13 protein-coding genes and 1 pseudogene are annotated in these 15,608 nt (G+C 47.2%); 10 read left to right on the forward strand and 4 right to left on the reverse strand.

Annotated features, from left to right (window positions below):
- Positions 1-70: 70 nt before the first annotated feature.
- Positions 71-1,888 carry a glycerophosphodiester phosphodiesterase gene (locus tag I2H74_RS12050; RefSeq protein ID WP_195574220.1) on the reverse strand — a complete coding sequence of 606 codons (1,818 nt, stop codon included), beginning with the start codon at positions 1,886-1,888 and terminating at the stop codon, positions 71-73.
- 240 nt (positions 1,889-2,128) lie between these two features.
- On the opposite strand from I2H74_RS12050, the gene I2H74_RS12055 reads away from it, so the two are divergent.
- The gene (locus I2H74_RS12055) at positions 2,129-2,989 is read left to right on the forward strand and encodes a VOC family protein (protein ID WP_195574221.1); all 861 of its coding nucleotides are present in this window, start codon (positions 2,129-2,131) and stop codon (positions 2,987-2,989) included.
- Between the two features lie 71 nt (positions 2,990-3,060).
- On the opposite strand, the gene I2H74_RS12060 is transcribed toward I2H74_RS12055, so the two are convergent.
- On the reverse strand, positions 3,061-3,687 hold the full coding sequence (locus I2H74_RS12060; RefSeq protein ID WP_195574222.1) for a nitroreductase family protein: 627 nt from the start codon (positions 3,685-3,687) through the stop codon (positions 3,061-3,063).
- A gap of 138 nt (positions 3,688-3,825) precedes the next feature.
- Here I2H74_RS12060 and I2H74_RS12065 point away from each other — a divergent pair, with 138 nt between their 5' ends.
- Entirely contained in the window at positions 3,826-4,728 is a 903-nt protein-coding gene (locus I2H74_RS12065; RefSeq protein ID WP_195574223.1) for a hypothetical protein, read from the forward strand.
- 169 nt (positions 4,729-4,897) lie between these two features.
- On the opposite strand, the gene I2H74_RS12070 is transcribed toward I2H74_RS12065, so the two are convergent.
- Entirely contained in the window at positions 4,898-5,374 is a 477-nt protein-coding gene (locus I2H74_RS12070; RefSeq protein ID WP_195574224.1) for a glutathione peroxidase, read from the reverse strand.
- A 207-nt stretch (positions 5,375-5,581) separates the two neighbouring features.
- On the opposite strand from I2H74_RS12070, the gene I2H74_RS12075 reads away from it, so the two are divergent.
- From I2H74_RS12075 to I2H74_RS12085, 3 genes are all read left to right on the forward strand, one after another.
- Positions 5,582-7,711: a DNA topoisomerase III gene (locus tag I2H74_RS12075; RefSeq protein ID WP_195574225.1), complete on the forward strand. Its 2,130-nt coding sequence runs from the start codon at positions 5,582-5,584 to the stop codon at positions 7,709-7,711.
- A 323-nt stretch (positions 7,712-8,034) separates the two neighbouring features.
- A complete protein-coding gene (locus tag I2H74_RS12080; protein WP_229106599.1) occupies positions 8,035-8,898 on the forward strand; it encodes a polysaccharide deacetylase family protein in 864 nt (287 codons plus the stop codon).
- 19 nt (positions 8,899-8,917) lie between these two features.
- Positions 8,918-9,574 carry a YkyA family protein gene (locus tag I2H74_RS12085; protein ID WP_195574226.1) on the forward strand — a complete coding sequence of 219 codons (657 nt, stop codon included), beginning with the start codon at positions 8,918-8,920 and terminating at the stop codon, positions 9,572-9,574.
- A gap of 337 nt (positions 9,575-9,911) precedes the next feature.
- On the opposite strand, the gene I2H74_RS12090 is transcribed toward I2H74_RS12085, so the two are convergent.
- Positions 9,912-10,121, reverse strand: coding sequence for a hypothetical protein (locus I2H74_RS12090; RefSeq protein WP_195574227.1), 210 nt, complete (start codon positions 10,119-10,121; stop codon positions 9,912-9,914).
- A 273-nt stretch (positions 10,122-10,394) separates the two neighbouring features.
- On the opposite strand from I2H74_RS12090, the gene I2H74_RS12095 reads away from it, so the two are divergent.
- The 5 genes and pseudogenes from I2H74_RS12095 (at position 10,395) to I2H74_RS12115 (ending at position 15,453) form a co-directional block, all read left to right on the forward strand.
- The gene (locus I2H74_RS12095) at positions 10,395-11,372 is read left to right on the forward strand and encodes an ROK family protein (protein ID WP_195574228.1); all 978 of its coding nucleotides are present in this window, start codon (positions 10,395-10,397) and stop codon (positions 11,370-11,372) included.
- Between the two features lie 129 nt (positions 11,373-11,501).
- A complete protein-coding gene (locus I2H74_RS12100) occupies positions 11,502-12,134 on the forward strand; it encodes a bifunctional 4-hydroxy-2-oxoglutarate aldolase/2-dehydro-3-deoxy-phosphogluconate aldolase (RefSeq protein WP_195574435.1) in 633 nt (210 codons plus the stop codon).
- 265 nt (positions 12,135-12,399) lie between these two features.
- Positions 12,400-12,510: pseudogene (locus I2H74_RS12105) on the forward strand (BclA C-terminal domain-containing protein); the annotation flags it as partial.
- Between the two features lie 160 nt (positions 12,511-12,670).
- The gene (locus I2H74_RS12110) at positions 12,671-13,804 is read left to right on the forward strand and encodes a glycosyltransferase (protein ID WP_195574229.1); all 1,134 of its coding nucleotides are present in this window, start codon (positions 12,671-12,673) and stop codon (positions 13,802-13,804) included.
- Entirely contained in the window at positions 13,801-15,453 is a 1,653-nt protein-coding gene (locus tag I2H74_RS12115) for a glycosyltransferase family 2 protein (RefSeq protein WP_195574230.1), read from the forward strand. The genes I2H74_RS12110 and I2H74_RS12115 overlap by 4 nt, the downstream gene beginning before the upstream one ends.
- Positions 15,454-15,608: the final 155 nt, after the last annotated feature.

Consider the following 15,608-nt stretch of genomic DNA (forward strand, 5'->3'; position numbering starts at 1 on the left):
AGCCTGCAGGAGCCGCGTGAGTTCCTACAGGCTTTTTTATGCATTTCGTAAGGCAATAGAATCTTGATGGTTAAAATCCAACTTTCAGAATCGGCTCCATCAGCTCATTGATGACCTGTCTTGCGTCAGAGGTGATATCCGTAATAATCCCGTCTACGCCAAGCGTATAGAAGTGCTGTACGGCATCAGTGGAGTTGACCGTCCATACATAAAGCGGTCTTCCAGCAAGCTTCGCGGAGGCGATGCGGCCTGCATTCACAAAGGATTCTTCAATAACAAAGAAATCCGCACGGAACGAATGAAGCTTCGGTGACAACGTTGCAAAGATGACATACCCGACTTTAAGGTCCGGTGCCATATCCTTAACGTCCTGAACGATATCGTATTCCACGCTCTGAACGATAATGTCCTGCTCTGCTTGGTAACGTCGGACCGTGTCAACGAACGTCTTCACATAGTTCGAATCTTCCTGTCCGTGGATCTTAAGCTCGACATTCAGTTTGATGCGGCCTTGCAGGACCTGAAGCACTTCTTCGAAAGAAGGAACGTGGCCTATGAATCCATTTTCAGATAATGGAATCTTCTGCAGCTCTTCAAGCGTTAGGTCATATACGTTTACGTTGCGTCCAGCGAGTCTCTTCAGATTCGTGTCATGGATGACCGCAAGCTTCCCATCTTTGGTCTGCAGAAGATCGAGCTCAATAAGATCAGCCTCGGCACGAATCGCACCTTCGAACGCCTCCATCGTATTTTCAACACCAGAGCGAATATCGCCTCGATGCGCCATGATGACAAAGTCATCTGGCGGTTCTCCGATCGTGTTCCATACGGTTGTGATACCCCAGCTAATGGCGATCAGGACTGCGAGCAGAAAGGTAACGAGCTTGCTGCGGTTGCGCTTCACGAACAGCTGCGTTCTAGCCCCGCGCAATGACGAGTGGCGATCAAGCTTCCGCAGGCTGGGATCAATATCATTCGGATCGCTGTAGCGGCGATACAAGCACGTAATAAAGGAAATGAACAAAGGCGTAAAGAGCAGGGACAGCCCGTAGAGCCCGACACTCACAAGCGTGCTGAGCAAGAAGCCAGTCCATACTTCGCTAAGGCTCTCATACGCAAAGAAGAGCACAATGCCAAAGATCATTCCGACAATGATAAGTCCAGCAATTACGGTCAGCAGGAACCACTCAATCATGACTTTGATTAAGCTCCATTTGCTTCGCCAGAATAGACGGGCGCTCTTTTTCATTGCTGGCCAGAATCGTTCAGACTTCTCCAATACGAGAATCGGAAGCGCATAGATGCTGACCAGATTCAAGATGAAAATGACGAAACCGACGGCAGATAGCAGAGCAATGCCTGAGCCCGTCTTCATAAGCTCGCCTGTTATAAAGTTGGGTATCTGAATCCCAGGAAGCAAGGACGCGCCAAAGCCTACATCAAGCAGCGGGAACAGAAGCAGCAAGTATAGAATCGTGCCTAACGTACCGAATCTCCATACTCTAGGTAATCGAATAAGCACCTGCTGAAGTACGGCCCGTATTCTTGCCGTCTTGCCTAATGCGCCGTAGTAGGCGATGTAGATTAAGACTGCAAATTCAGTATAAATGAGCAAGAATGCGATAGGTGCCATAACGACAATGCTGATCAGTCCGTATCGGCTAAAGACGAAACGCAGCAGATCGAAATTCGCAATCGCGTTAAAATCTCCCCAATCTAATATTTTGTTGAATAGAACAGATAATACAGGTAGAAAAACGACGATCGTCAATAGTTTGTAGACGAGTTCGAATATAAGAAATGGCTGGAGGGCATGCTTCCATAGCGCAATCATCTCTCGCGTGAATTTGAAGCGAAACAGCTTCCTCCATTGATTGAGTTTCCGCATCGTGTAATAGTCCCTTTATTGATGAAATGTTAACAAAACCTTTTTCCATTATAAATCAAGAGAGGGGCAGTTCCAAAATGAATGCCGAAAAGTCTAAGGAATGGAGCATGAAGAGATTGACAAAGCATGATTACCGCAATATACTTACTTACATAAAGTAATTAATTATAATAAAAATAGTTTATTTGATGATTGTAGATTTATCATAGGACATGTAATAAGCAGAGGAGGCAAATAGCCATGAGTCAAGCCATTCATCCAAAAACCGCAATCGGTCATGTTCATCTAATCGTGAATCAACTGGAAAACATGGTGGATTTTTATACCAACATAATCGGATTTGAAGTAATCAAGCGAGAAGAGCAAAAGGTTTTTCTAGGAACTGCTCTTAAGGAGGTGCTCCTAGTGCTGGAGCATCAGCCAACTTATGCGGTGAAGCCTGTACGCACAGTTGGTCTCTACCACTTTGCAATTCTGCTTCCGACTCGAGCGGATCTGGCACGAGCACTCATGCATTTGGCGGAATGGAGAACGCCGATGCAAGGAGCATCAGATCATGGCTTTAGCGAGGCATTGTATCTGGCAGATCCAGAGGGAAATGGAATTGAGATCTATGCGGATCGCCCGCGCGAGCAATGGGAAGGGCGTGTAGACGAGGTTGGCACGACCATTGCGCTGGACATTGAGGATCTGCTTCAATCTGCAGCAGGCAATGAAGAATGGAATGGTTTGCCTGAGGGTACTGTTATCGGCCATATTCATCTGCATATTAGCGATCTGGCGCAAGCAAAAGCCTTCTACGTGGATCAGCTTGGCTTTGAGATTATGACCGTGTATGGCGGTCAAGCACTGTTTGTAGCAGCAGGTGGTTACCATCATCATATCGGGCTTAACACTTGGGCAGGCACCGCAACAGCACCAACGCACAGCACAGGGCTGTATGCTTATGGACTTGTCTTTGACTCCGAAGCAAGTCGTGCAGAAACGCTCAAACAGTGGGAAGCTACTCAAGTCGAGGTGGTTCAAGCAGGTGAGACGTCATTCATTGTCGATCCATGGGGGAACCATATCGAGTTGCTGGTCGGTAAGAAGACGATCTAAGCATGAAAATCACATCATAAAGATAGCGAAGGGGCAGATGATTCTGCCCCTTTGTGTTGTATGTACTTCGATTAGAACTGGTTATAGCTGACAAACTCACGCACCGGTTTGCGGTAGCCTCTTGGACGAATCTTGGATTGATCTTCTTTGCCGATTACGATGAGCATCGCAGGCACATAGTTGTCTGGTACTTGAAGAAGCTTCATCATTTGCCCCCCGTCAAAGCCGATCATCGGGCAGGTGTTCCAGCCTTTATCCTGCGCGATCAGCATGAACTGCATAGCGGACAAACTGGCATTGCGAATGGCTTCATCATACAAGAAGGATTCGCCGCGCTGTTCGTAGAATTCAGTGGTATCCTGGACCATGAGATCGTATTCTTGCTTGGACAGAATGCCAAGATGCTTCATGCCCTCGTATAGTCTCGCAACATCTTGATAAGCATGTTTATTACCAAGGACGAGGATCGCAGCGGAAGCTGATTTAACCTTATACTGCTTGTAGGCTGCCTCATAGACTTGTTCCATCATCTCAGGCTCATTGATGACAACATAGTGCGTATGCTGCAGATTAAAGCAGGATGGAGCAAATTTGACTAGGTTGAACATCTCATCTAATTCTTCGCTGCTGATTTTAATGTCAGGCAAAAATTTGGTTGCGGACCTGCGATTTTTGATGACAGACTCAAGGGTATTCATGATGGATTCTCCTCTTCAATATAATTGCATACATCTTATCATAGTTACTGAGTATAAGTAAGCTAATTAATTCCTTTTAAAAGAGAAAAAATGATGAAATAATGAACAATTATGATAAAAACGTGGGAGGCTATCGACATGAAGACAGAATCGCATCTGGAACGGGCAATCGCATTTATGAAGCGGGGGGCACGACCGCTTGAACGAGCGAGGTACGAATACGAATTTGAGGGTGGAAACAAGGGCTCCGTGCTTCATGCCCTGAAGCAGTATCAGAATGAAGATGAGGGCTTTGGACGCGGGCTTGAGCCGGACATACGGCTTCGTGATTCCTCTGTCATTGCTACGACCGCAGCGCTGCAGATTCTGACCGAATTGAAGCTCGATCCTGAGCATCCCATGATTACAGGCGCTATTCGTTATTTGCTTGATGTGTACAATACGGGCAAGCAGGGATGGGATATCGTTCCTTATCATGTTGATCAAGCTCCTCATGCACCTTGGTGGGAATATCGCGAGATTTACGATGGCTGGGGCAATCCGAATCTTGAGATCGTAGGCTGGCTGTATCATTTTCCTCATGGCCCGCTTGAGTTCAGGGAGAAGATAACCGAGCATGCTGTACAATATCTGCTTGAGCGCTCTCCGCTCAATGATGCTCACGAGCTGTTGTGTGCGCTGCGCATGCTGGAATATGTCCCACAGGAGATTGCTGAACAGGTGACCCCTCAAGTTGATGAGATGGTCACACGTTGTGTGTCCAAGGATCCTGAAAAGTGGAAAGAATACGTGCTCATGCCGCTGCAGGTCGTGAATAACCCTGAAGCTAGATATTACCCACTTCTCAAGGAAAGCATCCGAGATAATATCGAGCATCTGCTGGCTGAACAGCAGGAAGACGGTGCATGGCATCCCGTGTGGAGCTGGGGGCAGCATGAGGAAGAATGGGAGCAGGCAAAAGAAGAGTGGAAGGGTATTCTGACGCTTGATGCGATTCGTTCGCTGAAGAAGTTTGGAACGATGACGAAGGAACATACATAATGACTAATAGATGGAGTGGCTGTGCAGCTTCCCGATAGGGGCGCGTACAGCCTTTTTAACGATATCGGTAGAGGTTTCTTCTATGAAAAAGAGCCCCTTCCTTTCTACATAAGGAGGAAAAGGGGCTTTTGCGCTTAAGGGATTAGGAACGGTTCTCTTAGGACATCTCTTACAGCAGCTTCTCAATATCCTTTGCGATCTTCGCCGGGTTCGTCTGAGGTGCGTAGCGGTCCACGACTTCACCTTGGCGGTTGATGAGAAACTTCGTAAAATTCCATTTCACCTCTGTGCCGAGCAAGCCTTTCTTATGTTCCACGAGGTGCTTGAATAAGGGAGATGCATTATCCCCCTTTACATCGACCTTGGCGAACATAGGGAAGGTTACGCCATAATTCATTTGGCAGAATTGAAGCGTCTCGTCCAGATTATCGAACTCCTGATTCGCGAATTGGTCACAAGGGAAGCCTAGAATCACCAGGCCTTGATCCTTATACTGTTCGTACAACTCCTGCAGTTCCTTGAACTGAGGGGTGAAGCCGCACTTGCTCGCTGTATTGACTACAAGAAGGACTTGTCCTTTGTAGGCTTGAAGGGACTGCAAGTCTCCGCGAGATGTCTTCACCTCGATATCGTAAAGTTGTGTCATGGCTGATTCAGCTCCTCTCTAAGAAAAAAATGGATGATGTGATTGAAGCATAGCACGTCTGATCGCTGTCTTCAATCTAAGGCTCTTCTATAATGAAGCCCGTATGCATGGCGTGTCAGAAGCAACATGAAGTTCATGCTATAATGAAAAGATCAGAACAACGGAGTGAAGCCCATCGTGCACACTCCTGTAGGAAAGGATGTACGAATGAAGTCACTAGTACTGGCGGAAAAGCCGTCTGTTGCACGGGAGATTGCTCGTGTGCTTGGTTGTCGGAATAATCATAAACAATATATAGAAGGTCCTGATTATGTTGTAACGTGGGCGCTTGGCCACTTGGTCGGGCTTGCAGAGCCTGAGGATTATGATAAAAAGTATCAGCAGTGGAAGCTTGAGGACCTTCCGATGATGCCGGAACGAATGAAGCTTACAGTGCTTCGGGAATCGTCTCATCAATTCAAGGCGGTGCAGCATCTGTGCAAGCGGGATGATATCAAGGAGTTGATCATCGCGACGGATGCGGCGCGTGAAGGAGAGCTTCTTGCTCGCTGGATCATGCAAATGGTGAAGTGGAAGAAGCCGTTCCGTCGCCTGTGGATCTCTTCACAGACGGACAAGGCGATTAAGGAAGGCTTTAAAAAGCTGAGACCCGGCTCTGATTTTGATCGTTTATATGAATCTGCTCGCTGCCGGGCAGAGGCGGATTGGCTGATCGGCTTGAATGTCACACGCGCGCTTACATGCAAATTCGAAACGCCATTGTCGGCCGGGCGCGTACAGACTCCAACACTGGGCATGCTGATGACACGCGAGCAGGAGATCAAAAACTTCCGTTCGCAGGAATACGACATGCTGATCGCAGATTGCGGCGGATTCGAGGCGATATGGCGCGGAAAAAATGGCGATGCGAGACAATTCAATCTCGATGATTCGCATGCGCTGATGAAGAAGCTGAGCAGCCAACCTGCTACGGTATCGGAGCTTAAGAAGACGAAGAAGCAGGAGCCTCACCCGCTCGCTTATGACTTGACGGAACTGCAGCGGGATGCGAACCGCAGGTATGGCTTCTCTGCAAAGCAGACGTCCAATGTTCTGCAGCGCTTGTATGAGCAGCATAAGGTGGTCACATATCCGAGAACGGACAGCAGATATTTGTCCTCGGATATGACAGGCACGCTTAAAGAACGCTTGTCTGCGATGGCGGTAGGACCGTATGCGCCACTCGCCAAGCAATTGATGAAGCAGCAGCTCGTCGTTACGAAGCGCATTGTCGATGACAGCAAGGTTACGGATCATCATGCGATTATCCCGACGGATGAGCCGCTTCGTTTGGCGAATCTCTCAACCGACGAGCGCAAGCTGTATGACTTGATTGCTAGACGCTTTCTGGCACTATTCCTGCCAGCTGCTGTCTATGAGCAAGTCGTGCTAACGCTGTCGATTGGCCAAGAAACGTTCACCTCCAAGGGACGTACCATGCTGTCCAATGGCTGGAGACAAGCTTATGATGATTCTTGGCAGGAGGAGGACGACGCTGACAGATCAGCCAATGAGCGCGAGCAGGAGCGCATCCCGCAGCTTGCTGTGAACGATAAAGTCAACGTGAAGCGCATCTATACCCAGCGTGATCGTACAAAGCCTCCTGCGAGATATACTGAAGCCTCGCTTCTGACGCAAATGGAGAAGCACAGCTTAGGCACACCCGCTACGCGAGCGGATATTATTGAGAAGCTGGTAGCAAGCGATACGATTGAGCGAGAGGGAGGGCACCTTAAGCCGACAGGCAAAGGCGTGCAGCTGATCGAGCTCGCCTCGCCAGAACTGCGAACGCCAGAGCTTACGGCGAAGTGGGAGCAGGAGCTTGAGCATATTGCCAAAGGCAAGGGCCGCTCTGGAGAGTTTATGAAGGGCATCCGTCAGATGACCGAGCAGCTCGTAAGCGGGGTGAAGACGAGCGAAGCGACTTATAAGCCGCATAATCTCACGCATAGTCACTGCCCGAACTGCGGGACAAGGCTCTTGGAGAAGAAGACGAAGCGCGGCAAGATTCTCGTTTGCTCCAATAAAGAGTGTGACTACAAGCGCAGCAATGAAAAGCAGCTGTCGAATCGCCGCTGTCCGCAATGCCATAAGAAGATGGAAATCAAAAATGGCAAATCCGGCAAGTATGTACAGTGTCTCTCCTGCAACATCGTAGAGAAGCTTGAGGGCGGAAACGGCCGGTTGAAAAAGCACGAGGAGCGCAAGCTGATCAAGAAATACGAGCAGAAGGAATCGATCGGGTCCAATCTTGGCGATCTCCTGAAAGCGGCGCTTGAGAAGCAGTCCGAGTCGTAATGTGCTAGATTTAGGCGATGATCGGGTATATTTGTTCAGTATCTTTCGTTTATCTTTTGAAAGAACACAATTTTAATATTTTCCAATTCAAGGACAATGAATAGATTGTAACCTACCCGAATAGAGCTTCAAGGAATCGGCGAGACACTCTCAGCCTAGGTTCCTTGAGGCTTTTTTTGGTTAAGAATCTATAGGGTGATTTTGGAGGTTTAACTAAGTTTTGTTGAAATTGTTGTAACATTTCTGTAACGCGAGTATCGTAGATTCATAGTATAGTTATGTCGAAGAATGTACTATGAAGTCAGGATTAGGAAGTGAGTAAATTGGACGGTCGTAACGTACTATCCCGAAGCTCCCGTCATCGGAAGAAAAGAACATTAGGCAAGATGTTTATGCTGCTCATTATGCTGGTAATCATTGGTGTCGGCGCATTTGCAGGTGTGAAAATGCTTCTTAACGGTGATTCATTAGCTTCAGCTTCATCGGTACGCGAAGACTTTGTGGTTACCGAAGTTGCCGCTATGGGTTCCGCAGCTAAAGACAAAGCAGCGCCTACCTTGTATAACGGGATGAAGCGTAAGGTCGTATATCTAACTTTTGACGACGGGCCAAATGTGCACACGCCGCAGTTGTTGGATATTTTGAAAAGCAATGACATTAAGGGAACCTTCTTTATGCTCGGTGAGAATGCGAAGGAAAACCCTGAGATCGTGAAACGTATGTACGACGAAGGTCATTATCCAGGTCTTCACAGCATGACTCACGATTATGCCAAATTGTATAAGAGCGGTGGTTCCAAGAACTTTATTGATGAGTTCAAAGAGGCGCAAGGCATTGTGAATGACATTATCGGATATAAGCCAACGTTGATTCGCGCACCTTACGGCAGTGCTCCACAGATCGGCGAGGAATTCAGAGGAGACATTGCGAATGCAGGCTTTAAGATGTGGGACTGGACGATCGATTCTTATGACTGGAAGTATCCAGGCAATCCAGGTGCAATTCTTAGTCAGGTGCAATCGCAACTGACAGAGGATACTGAAGTTGTGCTGATGCATGATCGTGAGCAGACGACTCAAATTCTGCAGCAGGTGATTGATTATATTCGATCCGAAGGCTATGAATTTGAAGTATACAACCCAGATCAGCATTTTGTATGCAATTTTAGACATGATGAACGGCTGTAATGGTTAGGGAGGCAATAGGATGTTTAAGCGTAAGATGATCAGCTCCGTAGCGGCTATTCTCTCCATCATGGTCATACTGGCGGGCTGCGGCACACCAGCAATTGATACGTTTATTGACCATGTAGAGAAGGCATCCGCAGCTGAGACAGAAATTCCAGCGTTGTTCGAGCAGTTGAAGAAGCTGGAAGAGAAGGACCAAGCGCAATATGCTAACATTTTGGAACAAGGACAGAATTCTAATGAGAGTGTGCTCTCGTTAATTGATAGCAGCACGAAGGCTTTGGACGAACGCAAGCAGGCAATGGACAAAGCGAAGCAGCAGTTGGATGAAGCGATGAAGCAGCTTGGAGATATGACGGGCACTGTCAAGGACATCAAGGATGATGCCTTGAAGCAGCAGGCACAAGATGTGCTGGGGGCATACAATGGTCGCTATGAAGCATTCCAGCAGCTGTATAAGAGCTATGACGAATGGGTGAAAGCAGAGCAAGCCGTCTATGAGCAGTTGAAGTCATCCGATACGAAGCTGAAAGATATTCAAGAAGTGATTGCGGCTCGCAATAAGGCCTTTAAGCAGGCAGAGCAGTTTAAGGAACAGTTTAATGGTTACACAGAGCAATTCAACATGAAGAAGCAGGCGCTTTATACTGCAGCGGGTGTTCAGCAGAAAGGTTAATCGCGACCTACTGTAAAAGAATAAATGGATTTATCTATCATTTTTCATAATAAATACGGCACGATCAACATGAGGCTCTCTCGTCAATCGAGAGGGCTTTTTTATATGATCGATGTGAATGTAGCGGATATTCCATTGCCTATGCGATTGGGTGGTATGTGTTCATGATCGCATGGATGTTCCTTGGCTTGGAGATCAGACTGAGGGGAGCTGTGTTTATTCCATCATCTCATTTGATAGATGTAGAACATGTTAAAAGGCCGATGCTTATGCGTCGGCCTTGGTTGTTGCATGGAATCCTAACTTTGTTGGAGATCCATTCTGTATGCTCTTAAGACTAGTTCCAGGTTCGCGCTACAAAGTCTGCTACGAGTATGAACGCAATATACGAGATAATCGCGGATGCGATATATGTAACTCCAGTCTTCGTCTTCTGCTGAAATAATCGTACAATTCCAAGGCTTACTAGCGGACAAACGATTAACAAAAAGAATAGCACCGTTACAAAAAGCTGCGGGCTGATGCTGCTAATATCAACGTAAGTCAATTGAAACCCACCTTTCGGTTAGCATCCAAATGTTCATATCATGTACCGAATTGGAAGATGAAGCAGAAAAGTGTGATATAAATCATAAAGAATATTATATCGCGTCATTCCATGATCGTGTAGCGCTGTCCATTCCAAAATGTGTCAATTTATCGTCAATTTTATGTCGGGGACGATTACGCTTACATTTACATCTCTCTCAAGGACTTAATGATGCTATAATGGATCGCAGAGTGAATTTATATCCGGTTAATGGTTAGAGGAGGAGCATTTATGCGTTATATGGTAGGCATTGATCTCGGGGGAACCAATATCGTAGCGGGTCTGGTAAATGAGCAATATGAGCTTGTGTTAAAAGTGAAGCAGCCGACAGAAGTTACGAAGGGAAGCGACTACGTACTAAGCAAGATGGCAGCAATGGTAGATGAGCTGCTGGAGCAGGCTAATATTTCACGCCAGGATCTGATTGCAGTTGGAGTAGGCTGCCCAGGCATTCTTGATCCGATTCAGGGTATTGCTATCTTTGCGGCAAACCTGAAATGGGATAACATCGAAGTATCACGCATCCTTGGGGAGAAGGTTGGCGTGCCTGTATTTATAGACAATGATGTTCGCATGTACGTGTACGGAGAGGCGATGAGCGGGGCAGGCAAAGGCGCCGAGGTCGTTCATGGTGTTACGATTGGTACAGGCTTAGCCGCTGCTACGGTCGTGAACGGAGAGTTGTATTATGGCAGCAAATTCATGGCAGGCGAGCTTGGCCATGTTACGATTGAAGGCGAACATACGCCTTGCGGCTGCGGACTGAAAGGTTGTCTTGAAACCGTTGTATCCGCAACAGGGATTGCGCGTCAGGCTCGTGAAGCGCTTGAAGCGGGACGTGAAAGTGTGCTTCGTGAAGTTTATGAAGCAGGCGAGTTAACGGCAGCCCACGTCTCACAGGCCTATGACGAGGGAGATGCACTTGCTCAAGAAATTCTCCATTATACGGGTAAGGTGCTTGGTAAAGGTCTAGCCTATTCGATTACACTATACAGTCCGGATGTTGTCGTGATCGGCGGAGGTTCTGCCCTTGCTGGCGATCGCATTCTGAATACCACTCATGAGACACTCAAAAAAATGGTGTACAGCGGATATATGAACAATGTGACGATTAAGATCGGCGAATTGATTGACGATGGCGGTGTCATTGGCAGTGCGGCATTCGCGAAGAGCCGTGTGGAGAAATTAGAAGCGGTTTCTCAATCATAGCTGGAGCAAGGGATATTGAACATTTGAATCGTATAAGTAGCTGGGGGTGAACAGATGTCGAAGCGCTTGCAATCGGATGATCAAGGTAATTTTTCCGAATCGAATGGCAGCCAGGAGCCTGCTCAGGATATGACTAGCCTTTTGTTAAAGGAACGAATCGTAGCGATCTTCAGAGGCTACACAGGGGATCAAGCAGATGCTTCCGCAGAAGCGTTGATTCGAGGAGGAGTGAAATTAGTAGAAGTAACGATGAACACAGATGGTGCTAGAGACATCCTGTATCGCTGGCGTGAACGGTTTGAAGGAAGAGCTTGGATTGGGGCGGGCACTGTACTGGATGTTGATATGGCGAAGCTCGCTATCGAAAGCGGAGCACAATATCTCATTTCACCCAATCTGGATGAGAATGTCATCTCCTATGCTGGGGAGCTGGGGATTGACGTATGGCCTGGCGTGCTGACTCCAACCGAGATGGTAAGAGCTTGGAAGGCCGGTGCGAAAGCGCTGAAGCTGTTCCCGCTTGGAGCACTTGGTCCTGAGTATATTCGTGAAGTAAGAGGCCCGTTGTCTCATATTCCGATCCTGGCTACAGGCGGAGTAGACCTTAGCAATGTAGATGCATACTGGCAGGCAGGAGCCTCAGCATTTGGCCTTGGATCGAAGCTTGTCCGTGCTGATTGGATAAAGGCAGGGGAGTATGACAAGCTTGAGGAGCATGCTCGACACTGGGTCCGGAAGGTTAACGGGTTGTCCCGTTCTTAAACTGAAAGAATGCAGTCCCCAGATAGAGGAAAGGCAGGTTGCTTCATGCAGCCTGCTTTTTTGTTGTTAGTATGGGCCTGGTCATTTTATTCATTTCTAATTGGAAGTCAATAGGTGCATATTCAATACGAAGGATAAGCACATATATTGCGGTAAGGGGCTTGTTCTGCTTTCTATGAAAGACAGCGTGTTAGGATGTTTTAAGAAAGAACCATTGAACGGAAGCCGGTGAAAAGGGGTGTGATCATGGATATTTACTCAAACAACCCTTAATGCAGGAGACACCATTACCTTGCAATTGTTCGGATTGTTAGGAGCTGCCACTCTTCTCTCCAATAGTGCTGGAGCGGCCCTCACGATTATCCGTCTAAGCTAAAACCTATTCGAGTCGCGAAAATAGCGGCTTTTTTTGTTTTTTAGTCACCGTTATTTACTTTCTAGGCGCATTGGTTACAAAATATTCGATCATCGAATATACATATAACCATGATCCATAATCGATAAAGGTTATAACGGTAAGAGAAGGGGGGAGCCCGGTGATTACGGTAAGTCTTTGCATGATTGTCAAAAATGAAGAGGATACGCTGCCACGCTGCTTGTCATCCGTTAAGGATATCGTTCAGGAAATCATCATTGTGGACACTGGTTCAACAGATAAGACAAAGGAAGTCGCATGCACGTTTACGGACCATGTTGTTGATTTTAAATGGATACATGACTTTGCTGCAGCTCGCAACCATGCTTTCAGTCTCGCTACTCAAGAATACATTCTGTGGTTGGATGCGGATGATGTATTTTGTGAGAAAGACCGGGTGAGGCTTAAGAAATTGCTTTTGAACCTAGATCCTATCTATGATTCAGTCACGATGGAGTATCATCTTGCGTTTGATGAATATGGCAATGTCACGTCACGCAATCGACGCAATCGCCTGGTTAAGCGATCCAATGGGTTCAAGTGGATTGGAAAGGTTCATGAATACTTAGAGGTGTGGGGTTCGATATTCAACAGCGATGTAGCGGTTACGCATGCAAGTGTACGTCACGATCATAATCGCAATATATCGATCTATGAGGAAGCGCTTCGATCAGGGGAATCATTCACACCAAGAGATCTCTACTATTATGCCAATGAATTGAAGGATCATGGGCAGTATCATAAGGCGATCGAGTACTATAATCAATTTTTGAATACGGAAAAAGGCTGGATTGAGGATGTGTTAGCAACCTGCGGTAAGCTGGCAGACTGCTACCATGCCTTGAAGGATGGGGATGGAGAGCTATCCTCGTCCCTTCGTGCACTTCATTATGCAGCACCAAGACCCGATACTTGCTGCCGCCTCGGCTATTACTTCCTGACCAAAGGAGATTATCAATCCGCAATCTTTTGGTACGAGAATGCTGTAAGAACATCTGTCAGCCGAGAGAACCTGGGCTTTGTTAATGTCGCTTGCAGCACATGGCTGCCTCATCTCCAGTTGTGCGTCTGCTATGATCGAGTGGGTCAGCATCAAGCTGCGTATGATCACAATCAAAAAGCCCTCCAATTCCGGCCGAATGACAAGCGAATGCAGCATAACAAGGCCTATCTGGAAGGCCTATTAGGCATTGGGGATTCCGCTGATCCCGCTTCCAATAATCAAAAAGATTCCATGCTTGAGGAACAGGTATGAGTAAACCGAATCCATTCTGTTCACCAGTGTCATCGCTGAAGCGTGTGCTCATTGCAAGTCCGATCCATCAGAAGCCGGAAATATTGGAGCTCTTTCTTAAGTCCCTATCTAGGCTTCAGAGAGAGGGATTAATCTATTCCTATGCGTTTATTGATGATAACCAGGATGCGCGTAGCAAAGTCCTGCTTCAACAATTTCAGGCTTTTACACCTGATGTCATGATTGAAGAGTCTGGGAAGCAGGACGATTATGTACGAAATGAGAAGACACATTATTGGAACGAGGCATTAATCTGGAAGGTAGCCGGCTTTAAAAATAAGCTTATTCAGCAGGCGCTACGGCTTCAAGTGGATTATCTCTTTCTGGTTGATTCCGATCTTCTGCTGCATCCAGGCACGCTGGAGAAACTCATCGAAGCGAAGCGCTCGATTATTTCCGAGATCTTCTGGACGGCCTGGCAGCCGGATGCCATGCAGCAGCCGCAGGTATGGATGTCTAATGAATATATACAGTGGGAGCAAGGTCGCGGAGAGCGGCTTAGCGATGAGGAAACACAGCGCAGATTCCATCAGTTTCTTGAAAAAATGAGGGCTCCAGGCATTTACGAAGTAGGTGGACTCGGAGCGTGCACCTTAATCGCAAGGGAAGCCCTCTTGTCTGGCGTTCATTTTTCCGCGATTAAAAACGTATCCTTCTGGGGTGAGGATCGGCACTTCTGCATTCGTGCCGCAGCTTTAGGATGGCCACTCTATGTGGATACGCACTATCCTGCCTTTCATATTTACCGCGATACAGATCTCGAGGCTGGCAGAGTTTTTCTAGATCAGCATGAGTCAAACATCAAGCTAGAGGAAGAACACGGTCATCAACCCAATCACGAATCGACTGACCTCCATGTGTGCAAGGCTGAATTGGAATCTTCCCCAAGCCCAGCACCGTACGTTCTTCGACACCCCCAGAAGCTGACGCTCAGTATGGTGGTCCGCAATGAAGGGGATCGTTATTTGAGACAGGTGTTAGCCGAGCACCGTCAATATATAGATGCGGCTGTTATTATTGATGATGCGAGTACAGATGATACGGCAGCCATATGTTGGGAGGAGCTAAAAGGGATTCCGGTTCGGTTGATTCAAAATCGGACCTCTCAATTTCACCATGAGGTGGAGTTGAGAAAGCTCCAGTGGAAGGAGACGATTGCTTCTGACCCGGGATGGGTGCTGAATCTGGATGCAGATGAACAGTTCGAGCACAGGTTTTCAAAAGAGGTAAGGGCGCTATTGGATCAATCCACAATCGATCTCTACTGCTTTCGCTTATATGACTTCTGGACACCTACCCAATATCGTGATGATGCATATTGGAAGGCACATCATCTTTACCGTCCTTTTCTCATGCGTCATGTTTATGGGTTTCAAGCGAAGTGGAAGGAGAGCGCTCAGCACTGCGGCCGCTTTCCAGAGAATATATTTGAACTAAGCCACGACCTCTCCCCGATAAGACTAAAGCATTTCGGATGGATGAATCCAGCACATCGTTTGGAGAAATATGAGCGTTACCTCAAGCTTGATCCATCGGGAAGCTATGGCTGGCCTGATCAATATCGTTCGATCATGGACGAGGAACCTCGCTTGATCGATTGGGTCGAATAGGGCAAAAAGGGGTACAATCATGGATAGAGAAGCCTTCTTCCCTTTCTAAGGATAAGGCTTCTTCTTCATGCGGCAGGAATGTCAAGAACTTGCTGTAGTCATGGTGAATCTTTGTAATCTATGATACTACGAGAAGCTTTTCTTTTTCAGAGAGA

It is taken from the genome of Paenibacillus sp. 1001270B_150601_E10, assembly GCF_015558675.1.
GTDB lineage: Bacteria > Bacillota > Bacilli > Paenibacillales > Paenibacillaceae > Paenibacillus_B.

Coding starts and splice junctions, on each gene's coding strand:
- I2H74_RS12050 (WP_195574220.1), bottom strand. CDS start 1,888: ATGCGGAAACTCAATCAATGGAGGAAGCTGTTTCGCTTCAAATTCACG.
- I2H74_RS12055 (WP_195574221.1), top strand. CDS start 2,129: ATGAGTCAAGCCATTCATCCAAAAACCGCAATCGGTCATGTTCATCTA.
- I2H74_RS12060 (WP_195574222.1), bottom strand. CDS start 3,687: ATGAATACCCTTGAGTCTGTCATCAAAAATCGCAGGTCCGCAACCAAA.
- I2H74_RS12065 (WP_195574223.1), top strand. CDS start 3,826: ATGAAGACAGAATCGCATCTGGAACGGGCAATCGCATTTATGAAGCGG.
- I2H74_RS12070 (WP_195574224.1), bottom strand. CDS start 5,374: ATGACACAACTTTACGATATCGAGGTGAAGACATCTCGCGGAGACTTG.
- I2H74_RS12075 (WP_195574225.1), top strand. CDS start 5,582: ATGAAGTCACTAGTACTGGCGGAAAAGCCGTCTGTTGCACGGGAGATT.
- I2H74_RS12085 (WP_195574226.1), top strand. CDS start 8,918: ATGTTTAAGCGTAAGATGATCAGCTCCGTAGCGGCTATTCTCTCCATC.
- I2H74_RS12095 (WP_195574228.1), top strand. CDS start 10,395: ATGCGTTATATGGTAGGCATTGATCTCGGGGGAACCAATATCGTAGCG.
- I2H74_RS12100 (WP_195574435.1), top strand. CDS start 11,502: ATGACTAGCCTTTTGTTAAAGGAACGAATCGTAGCGATCTTCAGAGGC.
- I2H74_RS12115 (WP_195574230.1), top strand. CDS start 13,801: ATGAGTAAACCGAATCCATTCTGTTCACCAGTGTCATCGCTGAAGCGT.